Genomic DNA, 16,072 nt, shown 5'->3' with positions numbered 1-16,072 from the left:
TGAACCATAACAGCCGCTCTCGCCATCACTGAGGAACAGGGAATGAGACCTGAAACGACCGGATTTCACCCGAATGGACGGAGGTTATTTCCTGCGGTAGGTGATCGATGACACATTGCGCCGTGATCTATGGACTTCCGGGCAGAAAAACCGCAGGATCTCCCCGCTATTTGTCATTTCCCTGCCACCCGTGTGCCATTCTCCGGGGCGGCAGAGCGTGGGGGTCCCTATGTCGCCGTTGTCGGCGAGTAATTTCCGCCTGCCCGGACACGGGCGTGCACGCGCTGCGCGAGGCCGCCTGGCCGGGCGCACCGCGGTAGCGCTGTCGGCGCTGCTGACGGTGACGCTGCTGCCCGCCCAGGCGTGGGCGGCGGTGCCCGGCGACCGCAGCGGGGTCCAGCTGCCCGACCTCCAGCAGGACCTGAAGGTCAAGCTGGACCAGGTGGAGGCGGCGAAGCTGGAGGGCTGGGCGGGCGCTCCGGTGGTGCCTCCGGCCGAGTACGCGCCGAGCAACGTGACTCCTCCGCCGGCCGGTTCGGTGGACGTTCCGCTCAGCGGTGACCAGCTCGTACAGGCGGGCTCACTGCCGGTCGCCATCGGCAAGGCGTCCCCCACCGAGACCAACCCCACCCCGCCCGCCCCGACCGGTACCTGGTCGGTGGCGGTCGAGTCGCGTACCGCGACCGAGGCGGCGGGCGTCGACGGCGCGATCATCAAGGTGACGCCTCCGGTCGATGCGGCGACGCCGGTCGACGTACAGCTGGACTACAAGCAGTTCGAGGACCTCTACGGCACCGAGTGGGCCTCGCGCCTGGAGCTGAAGCAGCTCCCCGAGTGCTTCCTGACCACCCCTGACCTGCCGGAATGCACCGAGTCGAAGGACGTACCGACCACCAACGACCCCAGCGCCGGCACCGTCCGCGCGACCGTGGACCCGGCCACGTCACCGGGCATGGGCATGCAGACGATGGCCGTCGGTGGCGGCGGTCCGATGGTGCTGGCCGCCTCCGACTCGGCGTCGGGTGCGGGCGGCACGTACAAGGCGACCTCGCTGTCGCCGTCCGGCAGTTGGACGGCGGGCGGCAGCGGCGGCGGCTTCTCGTGGACCTACCCGCTGACCGTGCCGGCGCCCCCGGCCGGTCCGGCGCCGAAGATCGCCTTCTCGTACTCCTCGCAGGCCGTGGACGGCAAGACCTCCGTGGCCAACGGCCAAGGATCGTGGATCGGCGACGGCTGGGGCTACGAACCCGGCTTCGTCGAGCGTCGCTACCGCTCCTGCGCGGACGACCGCAAGGCGAGCCCGAGCGCCCCGAACAACGACAACGCGACGGACAAGAAGAAGGGCGACCTGTGCTGGGCCGGTGACAACGTGGTGATGTCGCTCGGCGGCTCCACCACGGAGCTGGTGCACGACGCCACCACCGGCGCCTGGATCCCGGCCAGCGACGACGGCTCGCGCATCGAGCGCAAGACGGGCGGCGCGAACGGCGCGAAAGACGGCGAGTACTGGGTCGTCACCACCCGCGACGGCACCCGCTACCACTTCGGCCTGCACGACGTCGACGGCGCCGGCACCCGCGCCGTGACCAACTCGGTCTTCACCGTCCCGGTCTTCGGCAACCACCCCGGCGAGCCCTGCCACCAGTCCACGTACGCCGCCTCCTCCTGCACCCAGGCCTGGCGCTGGAACCTCGACTACGTCGAGGACGTCCACGGCAACGCGATGATCGTCGACTGGGCGCAGGAGACCAACCACTACGCGAAGAACGAGAAGTTCAAGGAGAAGGTCTCCTACATCCGGGGCGGCTACCCGACCCAGATCCTCTACGGCCTGCGCTCCGACAACCTCTCCGGCGCCCCGTCCGCCAAGGTCGAGTTCAGCGTCCTCGAACGCTGCATCCAGGAAGGTTCCATCACCTGCTCCGACACCGAGTTCGACTCCAAGAACTACGGTGACAAGCAGCCCTGGTGGGACACCCCGTCCACCCTGCACTGCAAGGCGAGCGCCACGGACTGCTACGTCTCCTCGCCCACCTTCTGGTCCCGTAAGCGCCTGTCCTCCGTCACCACGTACGCCCAGCGCACGGCCGGTACCACCGACCTGTCGGCCGTGGACCGCTGGAGCCTGGCCCAGTCCTTCCCCAAGCAGCGCACCGACACCCACCCGCCGCTGTGGCTGGAGTCCGTCACCCGCACCGGCTACGGCGTCAAGGACGCGCAGGGCAATCAGCCGAGCACCACGCTGCCGCCGGTCTCCTTCCTGGCCAACGTCGTCGACATGCCCAACCGGGTCGCGACGAGCACCACCGACGCCACCCCGGACTTCGACCGCCTGCGGGTGGAGACCATCCGCACCGAGACGGGCGGCGAGACGTACGTCGACTACTCCGACCCGTGCCCGGTGGGGACCACCCACCCCAAGCCGGAGGAGAACACCACCCGCTGCTACCCGGTCCACTGGACCCCCGACCCCGACCTGCAAATCCCGCCGATCGAGTGGTTCAACAAGTACGTCGTGGACGGCGTGATCGAGAAGGACCGGGTCGCCCGCCAGTCCGACGTCGTCACCACCTACACCTACGAGGGCGACGCCGCCTGGGCCAAGGACACCGACGAGTTCTCCAAGCCCGAGCTGCGCACGTACAACCAGTGGCGCGGCTACGCCTCGGTCGTGGTGAAGAAGGGCGTCACCGCCAACACGGGTTCGGCGAACGCCACTGAGGAGTCCCAGACCCGCACCCGCTACTTCCGCGGCATGTCCGGCGACGCCGGCCGCGCCACCATCACCGTCAAGGACTCCACCGGTGCCGAGGAACTCGGCCAGGACCTGCCCCCCTACCAGGGCATGGCCGCAGAGACCATCGTCTACACCAAGGCCGGCGGCAGCATCGTCTCCCGCGACCTGACCTGGCCGTGGAGCCAGAAGACCGCGACCCGTCCCCGCGACGGCACCACCCCGCTCGACGCGTTCCGCGTAGCAACCTCGCGCACGGAAGCGATCCAGTCGCTCAGCGACGGCCGCACCCGCCTGGTGCGCACGCAGAACACCTACGACTCCACCTACGGCCTGCTCACCACGAGCGAGAAGGTCGCCCTCAGCCCGGCGGGGCCCGGTTTCTGGACCGCCTCGGACCAGCAGTGCACGGCCACGACGTACGTCCACAACACCGACAAGCACCTCATCGGCCTGCCCCAGCGGGTCCGTACGACTGCCGGTGACTGCGGCAGTGCCGGCACGGCCACGGTGCTCTCGGACACCCGCACCTCCTACGACGCGCTGAGCGCCTTCGGCACGGCCCCGGTGAAGGGCCTGCCGTACCAGGTCGACACCAACGACGCGGCCGGCACCGGCTGGGTCACCACCGCCCGCAGCGAGTACGACGCGCTCGGCCGCGCGACCAAGGTCACCGACGCGGCCGGCAACATCACCTCGACCGCGTTCACCCCGGCCACGGGCCCCGCCTTCAGCGCGACGGTCACCAATCCGCTCGGTCACACTGTGGTGACCAAGGCCGACCCGGGTCGCGGCAGCGCCCTGGAGACCACGGACACCAACAACCGCAAGGTCACCACCACCTACGACGACCTGGGCCGCGCAACCCAGGTGTGGACGCCCTCGCAGAACCCGGCCCTCAACAAGGCCGCCTACACCTTCGACTACCAGATCTCCGCCCACCAGCCGCCGGTCGTCACCACCAGCACGCTGCGCGACAACGGCACCTACGAGAAGTCCCTCGTCATCTACGACGGCCTGCTCCGCCCGCGCCAGAGCCAGAAGGAAGCCCTGGGCAGCGGCAGGCTGATCACCGACACGATCTACAGCGCAGGCGGCACCGTCACCGAGACGAAGAACAACTACTACGCCGACGGCGAGCCCGAAGCGAAGATCTTCGTCCCCGAAACGGTCGTCCCGAACTCCACCAAGACCGCCTACGACGGCCTCGGCCGCCCCACCCGCGTCACCACCTTCCACCAGGGCACGGCGCAGCACTCGGCGACGACCCGCTACGAGGGCGAGTGGACGCTCACTCGCACCGGCATGGACCCTGCCGGGTCGACGCCTCTGGCGGGCAGCCGGTCGGTCAAGACGTCGACCGACGTCATGGGCCGCACGTCCCTGGTCCAGCACTACAAGACCACGGACCTCACGGCCACGAGGATCGCTGCCCCGACGGCTGCGGACGCCAACACCACGTCGTACGCGTACGACCTGCGCGGCAAGCTGACCAAGGTCACCGACGCATCCGGCAACGCCTGGACGTACGCCTACGACGCCCGCGGCCGGAAGACCGCCTCCACCGACCCTGACATGGGCGCCGCCTCGTTCGGCTACGACAACCTCGACCGCCAGATCTGGGCCAAGGATGCTGCCGGCCGCGCGCAGTACACCACTTACGACGTCCTGGGCCGCACCACGGAGCTGCGCGAAGACGCGGCCAACGGGCCGCTGGTGGCGGCCTGGACCTTCGACACCCTCATAGGCGCCAAGGGGCAGCCGGTCGCATCGACCCGCTATTACGACGGCAAGGCCTACACCACCGAGGTCACCGGCTACGACACCGAGTACCGCCCGACCGGCACCAAGATCACCATCCCCGACACCCCGAACACCAAGGGCCTGTCGGGCACGTACTCCTACAGCACCACGTACACCCGCACGGGCAAGGTCCAGTCGACCACCCTCCCGGCTACCCCGGGCGGCCTCGCAGCGGAACGCCTGGTCACCCGCTACAACGCCGACGGCGCTCCCGTCACCCTCTCGGGCCTGACCTGGTACACCGCCGACACCGTCTTCAGCCCTTTCGGCGAGGTCCTGCGCACCGCGACGGGCACCGCCCCGAAGCGTGTGTGGACGACCAACCAGTACGACCCGAACACCGGCCGGATCAGCAAGTCCACGACCGACCGCGAAACGACGAACCCCAACCGGATCAGCGAAGTCTCCTACGGCTACAACCCCGTCGGCGGCATCACCTCCATCACCGACACCCAGCCGGGCAACCGCGTCGACAAGCAGTGCTTCGCCTACGACCCGATGGGCCAGCTCACCGAGGCCTGGACCGGCAACACCTGCACCGGCACGCCCGCAACCGACATCACCCCCGGCCCGGACGGTGACGGCTACTGGCAGACGTACGCCTTCGACGCCATCGGCAACCGCACCCACCTCACCGACCACGACCTCACCAACGAGGCCCTCAACGACGAGTTCACCTACGCCTACGGCTTCAAGACCACCAACAACGGCATCGAAACCACCAACCAGCCGCACGCCCTGGCCACGGTCGACGCGGTCGTCAAGAAGCCGGGCTCGACCGTCACCTCCCAGCAGACATACGGCTACGACAGCTCGGGCAACACCACCCGCCGCACTATCGGCGGCGACACCCAGACCCTGAACTGGGACCGCCGCAACAAACTCACCTCCGCCACCAGCCCCGGCATCGGCTCTATCGCCATCCAGGGTCTGGCCGGCAAGTGCATGGACCTCCAGTACGGCGCCACGGCCGACGGCACCCCGATCCAGCTCTACACCTGCAACGCCACCAAGGCGCAAGCGTGGCGCCTGACGGGCGACACCCTGCGCTTCCAGGACAAGTGCGCCACCAACCAGGGTGGAATGCTGCGCTTGGCAGCCTGCGACGGCAGCGCAGCCCAGAAGTTCACCTACCGTCCCGCCGACAAGACCCTCCACCACCCGGCCACCGACCAGTGCGTGGACGTCCCCGCCGGTAACAGCACCGACGGCACGGACCTGAACATCTGGACCTGCAACGGCGCCCCGTCCCAGCAGTGGACCTTCTCGAACTCGACGTCGTACCTGTACGACGCGGCCGGCAACCGCCTCATCGAGGACAACGGCACCACGCACACCCTCTACCTCGGCGAAACCACGATCACGGCCAACGCAGCCGGCCAGGTCCTGGACGCCTTCCGTTACTACTCCAGCCCCGGTGCCCCCACCGCCGTCCGCGAGACCTACGGCAGGACCACCGGTCACAAGCTCACGGTCCAGCTGGCCGACCACCACGGCACGGCAACCGCCTTCGTCGACCAGGACAACGGCCAGGCCGTCACCCGCCGCAAGTTCGACCCCTACGGCAACCCCCGCGGCACCGAACCCACCAACTGGATGGAGAACCGCACCTACCTCGGCGTAGGAATCGCCGACGCCTCCACCGACCTCACCCACATCGGCGCCCGCGAATACGACTCCACCACCGGCCGCTTCATCTCCGTCGACCCCATCATCGACATCACCGACCCGCTCCAGATGAACGGGTACACCTACGCCAACGCCAACCCCATCAACAACTCCGACCCGGACGGCCTCAAGTACTACGAAGGCATGTACGACGGCGGATTCCAAGCCCACCCCGCCAAGGTCGCCGAACGCGGCGACCACTACAGCAGGACCAGCGGATCCCGCTCCCACACCCACTACAGCCCAGAGCCGCCCAAAAAGACCAAGGAGAAGCACAACCCGAAGGGAAATGCTTCAGCCGGAAATGGGAATGCCGCAAAGACTTACGATGTGAGTGAGTCGACTTGGTTCCATGAACTCTTCTACGGAATCATCAAGAATGTTCCGGATACGGCTTCTCTCTTCGGCTGGGTTGCCGGTGACGACGATTGCTGGAATGGCGGCGCAGGGTCTCCCGGCTGCGACTACGGAGCCAGCTATGACGAATTGATGCTGGAGCAAGGTGTTGACGCCACGAGCGACTGGTATCAAGTTCCGTCATTCCTCGGGCAGATGTTTTCCCATGGTCGAGCTGGAAGTGGCCCGGGGCTGCTAATCCGCCGCGGCGGCACGGTAAGTCTGGATCCATGTAACAGCTTCCTCGGTGACACCGAGGTTCAGCTCGCTGATGGATCAACCAAGCCAATCGAGGACATCGAGCCGGGCGACGAGGTACTCGCAACGGACCCTGATACTGGTGAAACCTCCACCAAGCACGTCACAGCAAAGATAGCCGGGCAGGGCTCGAAAGACCTGGTCGAAATCACGATCGGCCTCGACAGCGAGGATGGCACAACCAGCGCCTCAGTCACGGCCACCGACGGTCACCCATTCTGGGTTCCAGAGCTCCGAGAGTGGATCGACGCTACCGACCTGCACCCCGGCACCCAACTCCGTACCAGCTCCGGCACACACGTCCAGGTCACCGCGATCCGGCGCTGGACGCAACACGCTGCGGTCCATAACCTCACGGTCGCCGGCCTCCACACGTACTATGTGCTGGCGGGCGCCACTCCGGTCCTTGTTCACAACAGCAACTGCGATGTCCCTTCTGGTTCACTACAGGGGCAGAAGCTTGCCGACCAGTTGCGCAAGGAGTCGGCCGGATCCCCCTTCACGTCGGGCGGGTTCTTGGAGCCGGAAGCCATCGCAAATTCTCGGCTGATCATGCCCGGAAGCGATATGAATAACAAGGCGCTTCGGGCTAGGTTTGAAGAGCGTGGGGGCGTCTCTCAGTGGGGTAAATACAGTACGGAAACCCATCAAAGCCCATATGGCGACTATCAGGTTCACTATTACATGAACAGCACCTCTGGTGAGGTAATGTATGGCTTTGACTACAAAGTGGTGATGAACCGTCGATAGGGGCATGGCGTGAAGGTGAGGTTCGTAGGCGCTGATGGACTTGAGCAGCGCATCCGTCAAGGTTCGCAGGTCTTGCGTGTCGACAGGGTGTACGTCGTTCTGGAGACCTACTGCCAGTCGGACGGTCAGAATTATTTCAGAATCGAACACCGGCCGGACGACCTCCCGCCGCTCTTCGACTCACGCCTCTTCGAGGTTGTCGACACGGAAATTTCTCCGGAATGGAGAATTTCGTCAGGGTGGGACGGTTCGTTGAGGATGGCGCCAGGAGAATGGCATGTCGAAGGATTCTGGGATGAATTCATGAATCACGAACCTCGCGCGGTCGAGAAGTACGAACGTTGCAGAGATGCGATGTTGCAGGGCTGAAGTCCGGGCGGGGTCAGGTCGCGAGTTGACCGCAGTCGCGTTTTACCCTGGTGATCACGACCGCAAATGGGAAGCCCCACCAGCTGTGGCTGGTGGGGCTTCTGTGGCATGTGACGGCAGTAGTTGACGGCAACGTCAGCGGATGAGGGCAGCACAGGGTGGCGGTTCATCGTCGTCGGATCGCGCCGTCTCGGCGTTCTCCGGGCTGCCGAGCGCGTTGCTGAGGATATCGATAGCGTTGCGCTGGAGGCGGAGTCGGACGTGGGCGTAGACGGTGGCGGTGACGCCGATGTGGGCGTGGCCGAGGAGTTCCTTGATCACGACGAGTTCGACGCCCTGTTCCAGGAGCAGCGTGGCGGTCGAGTGCCGGAGATCGTGAAAGCGGATGCGGCGGAGGCCGGCCTTGTGGAGAAGCGTGGTGAAGGCGCGGGTGAGGTTGGTCGGGTCGATAGATCCGCCCTGCGCGGTGCTGAACACGAGCCCGCTGTCCTGCCACGTGGTGCCTGCTGCCTCGCGCTCAAGCCGCTGCTGTTCGTGGTGGTGCTTCAGCGAGTGGAGGCAGCGGACGGGGAGGGCAATGCGACGCTCGGAGGCCCGGGTCTTGGTAGGCAACGTGGTGAGCCCGCCTGAGTTGGTGCGCTGCAAGGTGCGGCGGATGGCGGCAGTGCCAGCATCGAGGTCGAGGTCTTCCCAGTGCAGGCCGAGGAGTTCGCCCTTGCGGAGGCCGGTGTGGAGAGCGAGTTCGAACAGGGCGTGCAGCCGGTGACCGCCCACCGCGGTGAGGAACTGGCGGGCTTCGTCAGCGGTGAGGGGTTCGAAGCGGCGGGGCCGTGGGGTGCCGGTGCGGACGTTGCGGGCGACGTTGCGCGGGATCTCCTCCTCGCGCACCGCGTGCTCCAGGGCGGACTTGAGCACGGAGTGGACGTAGGCCAGGGTCAGCGGCGAGAGCCGCCTGGAGCAGCACATTCCAGCGGCACAGCAGCGGGGCTGGTCGCGGCCCGCATCGATGCCGCGCGTGCAGCACTGACAGGTGGTGCGGAGCTGGTTGAGCCAGGTGCGGACGTCCTTGGCGGTGAGCTTGGCGAGCTTCCTCCGTCCGAGGCCGGGGATGAGGTAGAGCCGGGTGACGGCGGTGTAGCGGGTGTGCGTGTTCTCGCGGAGCTGGTGGACGGCGACAGCGTCGAGCCAGTACGTCAGGTACGCGGCCAGGCTGCCCTGCGCGGACGGGAGGGGGAATCCCCGGTTACTGGCGGCGATCTTCTCGGTGAGCTTGGCCAGGGCTTCCTTGCGGGTGGTGCCGTAGACGCGGACGCGCTTGCGGGTGTTGCCGGGGGCCAGCACGTATCCGGCGGCCTCCCAGCGGCTGTCCTTGCGCTGGTAGACGGTTCCGTCGCCGTTGGCGCGGACGCGACGGGAGGCGGGGGTGTCGCGGGGCGTGGTCATCAGGCGGCTTCCTGGTCGAGGCGGGTGCGGATGAAGTCGGTGAGGGCATGGGCGGGGATCCGGCGGGCGCGGCCGAGAGTGAGGGAGGTGAGCTGACGAGAGCGGATGAGGTCGTAGACGGCGGTGCGGCCGAGTTGGAGGCGTTCCATGACCTGGGGGACGGTGAGGAGTTCCGTGCCGGTGGTCACGCGACGGCCCCCGGGCGGACAGCACCGGTCAGCCGCTGAGTGGAGTGACCGACCGGGTGACCGGCGCGGTCACCGGAGCGGTCCGAGCGTCGGGTTCGGGTCGGTTGCTCGGGTCGGTTCTGCCGTTTTGCGGCCAGGAGGTTGGCGAGGTGTTCGAGTTCGGGCAGGAGGCTGGTTCCGGCGTAGTGCCAGTGGGAGATGACCCGCGTCGTGTCGGAGTCCACGTGCTGACCGGCGATGTTGCGGTGACCGGGACGGTGACCGGGGGCCAGGTCGGTGGAGTGTCCGGCGCGGTCACCGACCGGACTGTCGCCGGTGTGACCGGGCTGCGTCTCAGCCGACGCTGGGGTTGGGGTCTGGGTGTCGGCTCGGCTGGTTCGCCAGGCGGTGCGTTCGGCTCGGAGGTGGGCGAGGGTGGTGGAGTAGTGGCGGGTGCGGGTGGAGAAGTGGCCTCGGAAGCCGAGCATGTGGGCCCATTGGCGCAGGCGGAGGTGGGCGTGCTGGGGGTGGGTGGCGAGGTGCCAGGCGGTGTGGATCATGCGGTGGGCGTGGTCGGTGATGTCGTGGGTGGCGAGTTCGGCGAGGAGGCGGAGGCGGCGGTCGAGGGTGCCGGTGGTGGTCTCGGCTCCCTTGGTGGCGTACTTGGCGATGTAGGCGGCGACGTGCCGGTCGGTGACCGGGCCACTACCGGTGAAGTCGGTGCCGCGGATTGCCCGGACGTCGATCTGCCGCCCGAACCGGAACACCAACCGCCCTGCCCGATCTGAGCCTTGAGGCGGGGAGGCGGGGACTTCCCCGGCGGGCTGCGGTTGCCTCGGCAGTTTGCCCTCGTGGTGGACGCGGGTGCGTGTGGCGGCGGCGCGGACGGCGTGGTCGAGGAGCTGGGTGGTGGCCCAGGCGGGCGGGGTGCTGGCGGGGCCAGTGGGTCCGTCGAGGCGGATGACGGCGTGGAAGTGGACCTGACCGCGCTTCTGGTACTCGGCGACCTTGGCGTAGGAGAGCGTGGCGTGGTGGCGCAGCGCGCGCTGGGTGAGGCCGGCGGCCTTGGCGATCTCCCGACGTAGGTGGGTGGTGAAGCGTGCCCACAGGGCCGGGGCGTGCGCGTTCCACAGGACCGCGCCGGTGTAGTCGTAGTGCTCGGGGTCGAGCGGGGTGCCGAGGAGCGGGTCGTCGTCGGGGTGGACCTGGCCGCAGTGGCAGCGGCCGCTGCCAGGCTGGTTGTGGACGGGGTCGAAGCCGGGCGCGGTCAGGGTGGCGAACACGCGCGGGTGGGCGGCGACGCTGGTGGGGGCGGTCTTGCCGCCGCGCATGCCGGCGGTGAGGAGTTGATAGGTGTCGTAGCGATAGACGGTGGAGCAGGCGGGGCAGCGGGTGGCGCGGCGGTTGCCGCAGCGGACCAGCAGTTCGCCCGCCGGGAGCTGCCCGGAGACGAAGCGGTCGAGGACCTCGCCGGTCGCGCTGTCCAGGCGGGTTCGGTGCCCGGTGACGCGGATCGTGTGCGCGCAGCCGCCGAGCGTGCTGATCTGTCGTGCGAGGGGTGCGAGGTGGCCGGTGGCGGCGAGCTTCGCCAGCCCGGCGGTGAGCCTGGCGCGGCGCTCCAGCGTCGACCGCCCTGCCGCCGAGGAGGTGACCTCCGCCGAGCCGCTCGGCGTGGTGACCGCCTGCGACGGGCGCAAGGCGGTCGGAACGTTCAATATCCCTCGCCGGGCTCACCGAAGGCGGTGGCCGGCGTCACCTCCGGCGGGGAGCGAGCTCCCGGCCGCCACGCCGCCTCTCCCGCTCGGGCCCGATCCCGTCGGAAGAAGCCGACCCTGCGCCGCCCCGGCCGCTTGCCGCTGGTTTGCGGCACCGCCGCCGCATCAAGATGAGGGGGGACCATTGGGGCGTGCGACGCCGGAGCGGCTGCGATCGCGGCAACGGCACGCGACCTGAACTACGAAGCCGCGCTCTCGCCTTCCGTGCCATATGCCATCGGCGCTATGGACGGCGGGCACTACTCGATCGAGATCGAGCCGGAGGTACGGCTGTGGCTGGAGAACATTCCCGCCCATCACTACAAGCAGGCCGAACGCGTCGCCGACCTGCTCGCCGAGCAGCCCACCACGCTCGACGAACCGCACTCCTGCCATCTGGGCGGCAAGCTCCGCGAGCTGCGCTTCCGCCTGGGCGATGCCCATCAGCGGATCACCTACTGGCTGGCGCCCGGCCGACGTGTCGTGCTGCTCACCGTGTTCCGCAAGACCACGATGCGCGAGCAGGCCGAAGTGGACCGCGCCCACGCCGCACAGCGATTGTGCGAGGCAGAGCATGAAGCCGCCGCCGAGCACGACCTCTACAGCCGCAACCTCAAGGAGAACCGGTGAACCACAGCGAATGGAGGACCCGTCGCCACCGCCAGCTGCTGGGCGAACACCTGGAGGCTGACCCCGAGTACGACCGGGTCTATGAAGAGGCCGGCCTCGCCATGACGTTGGGCAAGGCCGTCTTCGACCGGCGCAAGCAGCTGGGCCTGAGCGAGGCCGACCTCGCCGAGCGCATGCACGTCGACGTCGATGACATCGAAGGCATCGAGACGGCCACCGAGCTGCCGCCCATCGCGGTCATCATGCGCCTGGCCCGCGCTCTGGACCTCACGGTGGACGTGCACCTCGCCGGCGGAGACGAGCCCACCGTCACCATCGTCGCCCCCGCGGCCTGAGACGGGGAGGAACCATGCAGGACCCGCCTTCCGCGCTCGCCCGTGAGCTCGGGCAACTCGTCCACGACCGGCGCATCGAGCTCGGGCTGTCCCAGGCCGAGCTGGCTGAGCGGTGCGGGATGAAACAGCCGCAGATCTCCCGCTTCGAAGGCGGCGGGACCGTGCCCACGCTCCCCCTCCTGCGCCGCCTGGCTCACGCTCTCGGCGCCGACTTGACCATCAGCCTCACCCCGCACGACAGAGCCGCTTGACACGCATTCGGCATGCCTGGAATTCCCCCAGCGGTGTAGACCACTGACGGCAGTAGTGACGGCAACAACCACGAACAACCCCCGGCCGAACCCGTACCTCAGTGGACCACCGAATACCACTTGACCTGAAAAACGCAGGCGGCAGATCCATGCCGACACCGGGCACACCGGAGGGTTCTGATGGCGGAGCTGTCCGAAGATAGCGACTACTACACTGGGCCTCGGCTCGACAGCGACATGATCCGTCAAGCCGAGAAGGACCTCGGAGTACGCCTTCCCGGCAGCTATGTCGAGGTGCTGCTCCTCCGAAATGGAGGAATCCCGCGAGACCGCTGCTGTCCAACCCCCTTTCCGGCATCCTGGGCTGACGATCATTTCGAGATCAGTGCGATTCGAGGAATCGGCGGGGCTTGGGGAATCGACTCATCATCCGGTAGAGGAAGCTCGTACTTGATCGAGGAATGGGAGTATCCGGAAATCGGTGTAGTGATTTGCGATATGCCCTCCGCTGGTCATGGTACCGTAATGCTCGACTATTCCGAGTGCGGGCCTGAGGGTGAACCTGCCGTCGCGTATGTCGATGAAGACCGCGTTCCTCGGCGAGTAGCGCAGTCGTTCGGCGAGTTCCTCGCGCGGCTAGTTCCTTGCGATTCGATTAGTTAAGCTCGGACGTAATTGGGCCGCAAAGAACTGAAATGTTGATCCCTTCGGTCGGATAACCGAAGACCCCCTCCGCGCTGCTGGCGCGAAGGGGGTCTTTGGCGTTTTGACGCTGAGGCTGAAACGGTGGGGTGACAGGGCTACGAGGGGCTGCACTCCCAGTCCGGTCTCGGCAATGGAGCCGTCGAGAACCTCGGGTCTGCGTTGGAGGTCGCGTAGGCGGTTCTTCACTAGCGGGGTGAGGTCTTCGATGGCAAGGGGCCGCGAGGTTGGCCAGAAATTTCTGCAGGCGGGCCCAGACGCCTTCGACGGGGTTGACCTCGACCTGTCAGCGTTGATCGCTGCTCGGCGAGGTCCCCTGGTCTTCGTCGGGGCGGGTGCCGGCGGTCAGGTGATCGCCGGGAGGTCTGCGAGTCGTTGCCAGGCCAGGACCCGTGTCCACAGCTGACCGGAAAGTCCCAGGTCGCTGGGAGTGTGATCGAGAACGGCGTGCCGGACAGCAGCTTGCTCGGCCTCGGACAGGACCTGGTGCTCGCCCACACGACGGCCTCGCGGCTGGGACAGGAGTGCGTCCCGGCCCCCCGGCCCGCCATCTCGCCCACCAGTTGTCCGCGGTCCTGACCGGCACCTTGAACAAGGCCGCGGCCTCCTCCCGGTCCCGCCCCTCCACCAGCGCGGGCATCGCCATTTACGGGCCGTTCGGGCGGCTACAGCTCGCGGTGGACCTTGGTGTTCGAGGCCTGGGCGCGGGGGCGGAGGACCAGGAGGTCGACGTTGACGTGGCTGGGGCGGGTTACGGCCCAGGTGATCGTGTCGGCCACGTCGTCGGCGGTGAGGGGCTCGGCCACGCCCTCGTAGACCTTCTCCGCCTTGGTGGCGTCGCCGCGGAAGCGGGTCTTGGCGAACTCCTCGGTCCTGACCATGCCCGGCGCGATCTCGATCACGCGGACCGGCTGGCCGACGATCTCCAGGCGGAGGGTCTCGGCCAGTACGCGGGCGCCGTTCTTGGCGGCGACGTAGCCGGCGCCGCCCTCGTACGTGGCGTGCCCGGCGGTCGAGGAGACGACGACCACCGTGCCGTCGCCGGAGGCGGTGAGGGCGGGCAGCAGGGCCTGGGTCATGTTGAGGGTGCCGATGACGTTGACCTCGTACATCGTGCGCCAGTCGGCGGGGTCGCCGGTGGCGACGGACTCGGCGCCGATGGCCCCGCCGGCGTTGTTGACCAGCACCTGGAGGGTGGGGAGGCCGTCGAGGGAGGCCGCGAAGGCGTCGACGGCGGCGCGGTCGGTGACGTCCAGCGGGTGCGCGGTCGCGGTGTGGCCGGCCGCGGTGAGCTCGGCGGCGAGGGCCTCGATGCGGTCCTTGCGGCGGGCGGTGAGCACCACGTGGTAGCCGGCGGCGGCGAGCTGCCGGGCGGTGGCGGCGCCGATGCCGCTGCTGGCCCCGGTGACGACGGCGGTAGCGGTACGGGTGGCCATTGCGGGGCTCCTCGGTCGGGTCGGGGCGTCGGGGTGGTACGGGGCGGGGCGGTGCTGATCGGTATTACGGTCGTACGGGCGCCAGCATAGGCGGGGCCGGCGGTGGGCGCGTCGGCACGGGTGGCTCCCAGGGAAGTGGGCCCACGCGGTGGGTCGGCGGTCGGCGCCGGGTCCTCAGTGGCCGCGCGGCGTGTACATGATCAGGGCCATGCCGGCCAGGCAGACGAGGGCGCCGACGACGTCCCAACGGTCGGGCCGGTAGCCGTCGGCGACGGCGCCCCAGGCGAGGGAGCCGGCCACGAACACGCCGCCGTACGCCGCGTGGACGCGGGCGAAGTCGCCCTGCGGCTGGAGGGTGGCGACGAAGCCGTAGAGGCCGAGGGCGACGACGCCCGCGCCGATCCACACCCAGCCCTTGTGGTCCTTGACGCCCTGCCAGACGAGCCAGGCGCCGCCGATCTCCAGGACGGCGGCGAGGGCGAAGAGGGCGGCGGAACGGGCGATCAGCATGTCGTTCATCGTCCCAGAGGCCGTTCGGCTCCCTGGTGGGGGCGGCGCGCCCTCGTTCGTGTGATGGTCCGACCGGTTGGGCGGGGGCCGGGCTACCGTCCGCGCGTGGAGGTGGTCGCGGTGCGTGCAGCAGCCGTACGGAGTGTGGTCGCGCTGGTCCTCGTACTCGCCGCCGCCGGTCCCGCCGGGGCGGCGGGAACGGCGGGGACGGCGGGAGTGGGGGCGGCGGAACAACGGGGTGGGGACGGGGGAGTGGAGGCGGACCTCGCGTACCACGGTCGGCTGGCGCTGTCGCAGGGCCGGCTGGGGGTCTGGCTGGTCCCGGAGAACGTGGGACCGGCCGAGCTGCCCGCCGCCACGCTGCGGCTGCGGCTGTCGACGGACCTGGCCGACCGGCAGGCGCTGGCCGAGGGGTGCGCGCGGGCCGGGATGCGCGAGGTGGTGTGCGACACGGGACCGCTGCCCGCGCACGGGCAGGGCCGGCACATCGGGCTCGTACTGGGGCTGGCGGAGCGGCCCTCGGAGGTCGAGGTACGCATCGACACGTGGTGGAACGGCGGCGCGGTGGACCGGGACATGGCCAACAACGAGCAGGTGGTGCTGGCGTTGGACACGGGCGACACGTACGCGTTCTGAGGAGACGGGCCTCGGGGGCCGGGCGGGGCGGGTCGGGGGGGGGGGGCGGGGCGGGTGGGGCGAGCGGGTCGGGGGGCCGGCTTGGGGCTGTTGCTTATAAACATCTGGCGGTGCCGCAGGACCTTCGCGCGTCTATCTTTGGCGGGGCGGTGATAGAGGTCACTCAAAAATGTCTGCTATTAAAGCGGAATACAAGACAGTGAGACAGATGCAGTCAAAGGACATGCTTG

At 68.4% G+C, this 16,072-nt stretch carries 13 protein-coding genes; 7 read left to right on the top strand and 6 right to left on the bottom strand.

All coding sequences use genetic code 11. From position 1 onward, the window contains the following. Window positions 1-340 precede the first annotated feature (340 nt). Window positions 341-7,609 carry a ricin-type beta-trefoil lectin domain protein gene (locus GPJ59_RS08510; RefSeq protein WP_308120196.1) on the top strand — a complete coding sequence of 2,423 codons (7,269 nt, stop codon included), beginning with the start codon at window positions 341-343 and terminating at the stop codon, window positions 7,607-7,609. A gap of 9 nt (window positions 7,610-7,618) precedes the next feature. After that, a complete protein-coding gene (locus GPJ59_RS08505) occupies window positions 7,619-7,978 on the top strand; it encodes a hypothetical protein (protein ID WP_219665852.1) in 360 nt (119 codons plus the stop codon). A 135-nt stretch (window positions 7,979-8,113) separates the two neighbouring features. Here the strand turns inward: GPJ59_RS08505 and GPJ59_RS08500 are convergent, their stop codons facing one another. The 3 genes from GPJ59_RS08500 to GPJ59_RS08490 are packed head-to-tail and all read right to left on the bottom strand — an operon-like array spanning window position 8,114 to window position 11,303. Continuing rightward, on the bottom strand, window positions 8,114-9,421 hold the full coding sequence (locus GPJ59_RS08500; protein ID WP_219665851.1) for a tyrosine-type recombinase/integrase: 1,308 nt from the start codon (window positions 9,419-9,421) through the stop codon (window positions 8,114-8,116). Beyond that, a complete protein-coding gene (locus tag GPJ59_RS08495) occupies window positions 9,421-9,609 on the bottom strand; it encodes a helix-turn-helix domain-containing protein (protein WP_219665850.1) in 189 nt (62 codons plus the stop codon). Before GPJ59_RS08495 ends, GPJ59_RS08500 begins: the two co-directional genes overlap by 1 nt. After that, the gene (locus tag GPJ59_RS08490) at window positions 9,606-11,303 is read right to left on the bottom strand and encodes a replication initiator (RefSeq protein ID WP_374200809.1); all 1,698 of its coding nucleotides are present in this window, start codon (window positions 11,301-11,303) and stop codon (window positions 9,606-9,608) included. The genes GPJ59_RS08495 and GPJ59_RS08490 overlap by 4 nt, the downstream gene beginning before the upstream one ends. A gap of 285 nt (window positions 11,304-11,588) precedes the next feature. Here GPJ59_RS08490 and GPJ59_RS08485 point away from each other — a divergent pair, with 285 nt between their 5' ends. The 4 genes from GPJ59_RS08485 (at window position 11,589) to GPJ59_RS08470 (ending at window position 13,221) form a co-directional block, all read left to right on the top strand. Continuing rightward, window positions 11,589-11,972 (top strand): type II toxin-antitoxin system RelE/ParE family toxin, encoded by a 384-nt coding sequence (locus GPJ59_RS08485; protein ID WP_219665849.1) that lies wholly within the window; start codon window positions 11,589-11,591, stop codon window positions 11,970-11,972. Next, the gene (locus GPJ59_RS08480; protein ID WP_308120195.1) at window positions 11,969-12,307 is read left to right on the top strand and encodes a helix-turn-helix domain-containing protein; all 339 of its coding nucleotides are present in this window, start codon (window positions 11,969-11,971) and stop codon (window positions 12,305-12,307) included. The genes GPJ59_RS08485 and GPJ59_RS08480 overlap by 4 nt, the downstream gene beginning before the upstream one ends. 14 nt (window positions 12,308-12,321) lie before the next feature. Beyond that, a complete protein-coding gene (locus tag GPJ59_RS08475; protein ID WP_219665848.1) occupies window positions 12,322-12,558 on the top strand; it encodes a helix-turn-helix domain-containing protein in 237 nt (78 codons plus the stop codon). Window positions 12,559-12,738: 180 nt separating this feature from the next. Beyond that, window positions 12,739-13,221 carry an SMI1/KNR4 family protein gene (locus GPJ59_RS08470; RefSeq protein ID WP_219665847.1) on the top strand — a complete coding sequence of 161 codons (483 nt, stop codon included), beginning with the start codon at window positions 12,739-12,741 and terminating at the stop codon, window positions 13,219-13,221. Window positions 13,222-13,546: 325 nt separating this feature from the next. Here the strand turns inward: GPJ59_RS08470 and GPJ59_RS37245 are convergent, their stop codons facing one another. From GPJ59_RS37245 to GPJ59_RS08460, 3 genes are all read right to left on the bottom strand, one after another. After that, the gene (locus GPJ59_RS37245; RefSeq protein WP_445271637.1) at window positions 13,547-13,900 is read right to left on the bottom strand and encodes a helix-turn-helix domain-containing protein; all 354 of its coding nucleotides are present in this window, start codon (window positions 13,898-13,900) and stop codon (window positions 13,547-13,549) included. 25 nt (window positions 13,901-13,925) lie between these two features. Then, complete coding sequence (locus GPJ59_RS08465) at window positions 13,926-14,696, bottom strand: SDR family NAD(P)-dependent oxidoreductase (RefSeq protein WP_219665846.1); 771 nt, start codon at window positions 14,694-14,696, stop codon at window positions 13,926-13,928. Window positions 14,697-14,870: 174 nt separating this feature from the next. Further along, complete coding sequence (locus tag GPJ59_RS08460) at window positions 14,871-15,206, bottom strand: YnfA family protein (RefSeq protein ID WP_219665845.1); 336 nt, start codon at window positions 15,204-15,206, stop codon at window positions 14,871-14,873. A gap of 105 nt (window positions 15,207-15,311) precedes the next feature. Between GPJ59_RS08460 and GPJ59_RS08455 the strand changes: the two genes are divergently transcribed. After that, a complete protein-coding gene (locus GPJ59_RS08455) occupies window positions 15,312-15,842 on the top strand; it encodes a hypothetical protein (protein ID WP_219665844.1) in 531 nt (176 codons plus the stop codon). The last annotated feature ends 230 nt before the right edge of the window (window positions 15,843-16,072 follow it).

The organism is Streptomyces bambusae (assembly GCF_019400985.1).
Lineage (GTDB): Bacteria > Actinomycetota > Actinomycetes > Streptomycetales > Streptomycetaceae > Streptomyces > Streptomyces bambusae_A.
Note: the sequence above shows the minus strand (reverse complement) of the source record. Positions and strands in the feature narration are given on the sequence as shown.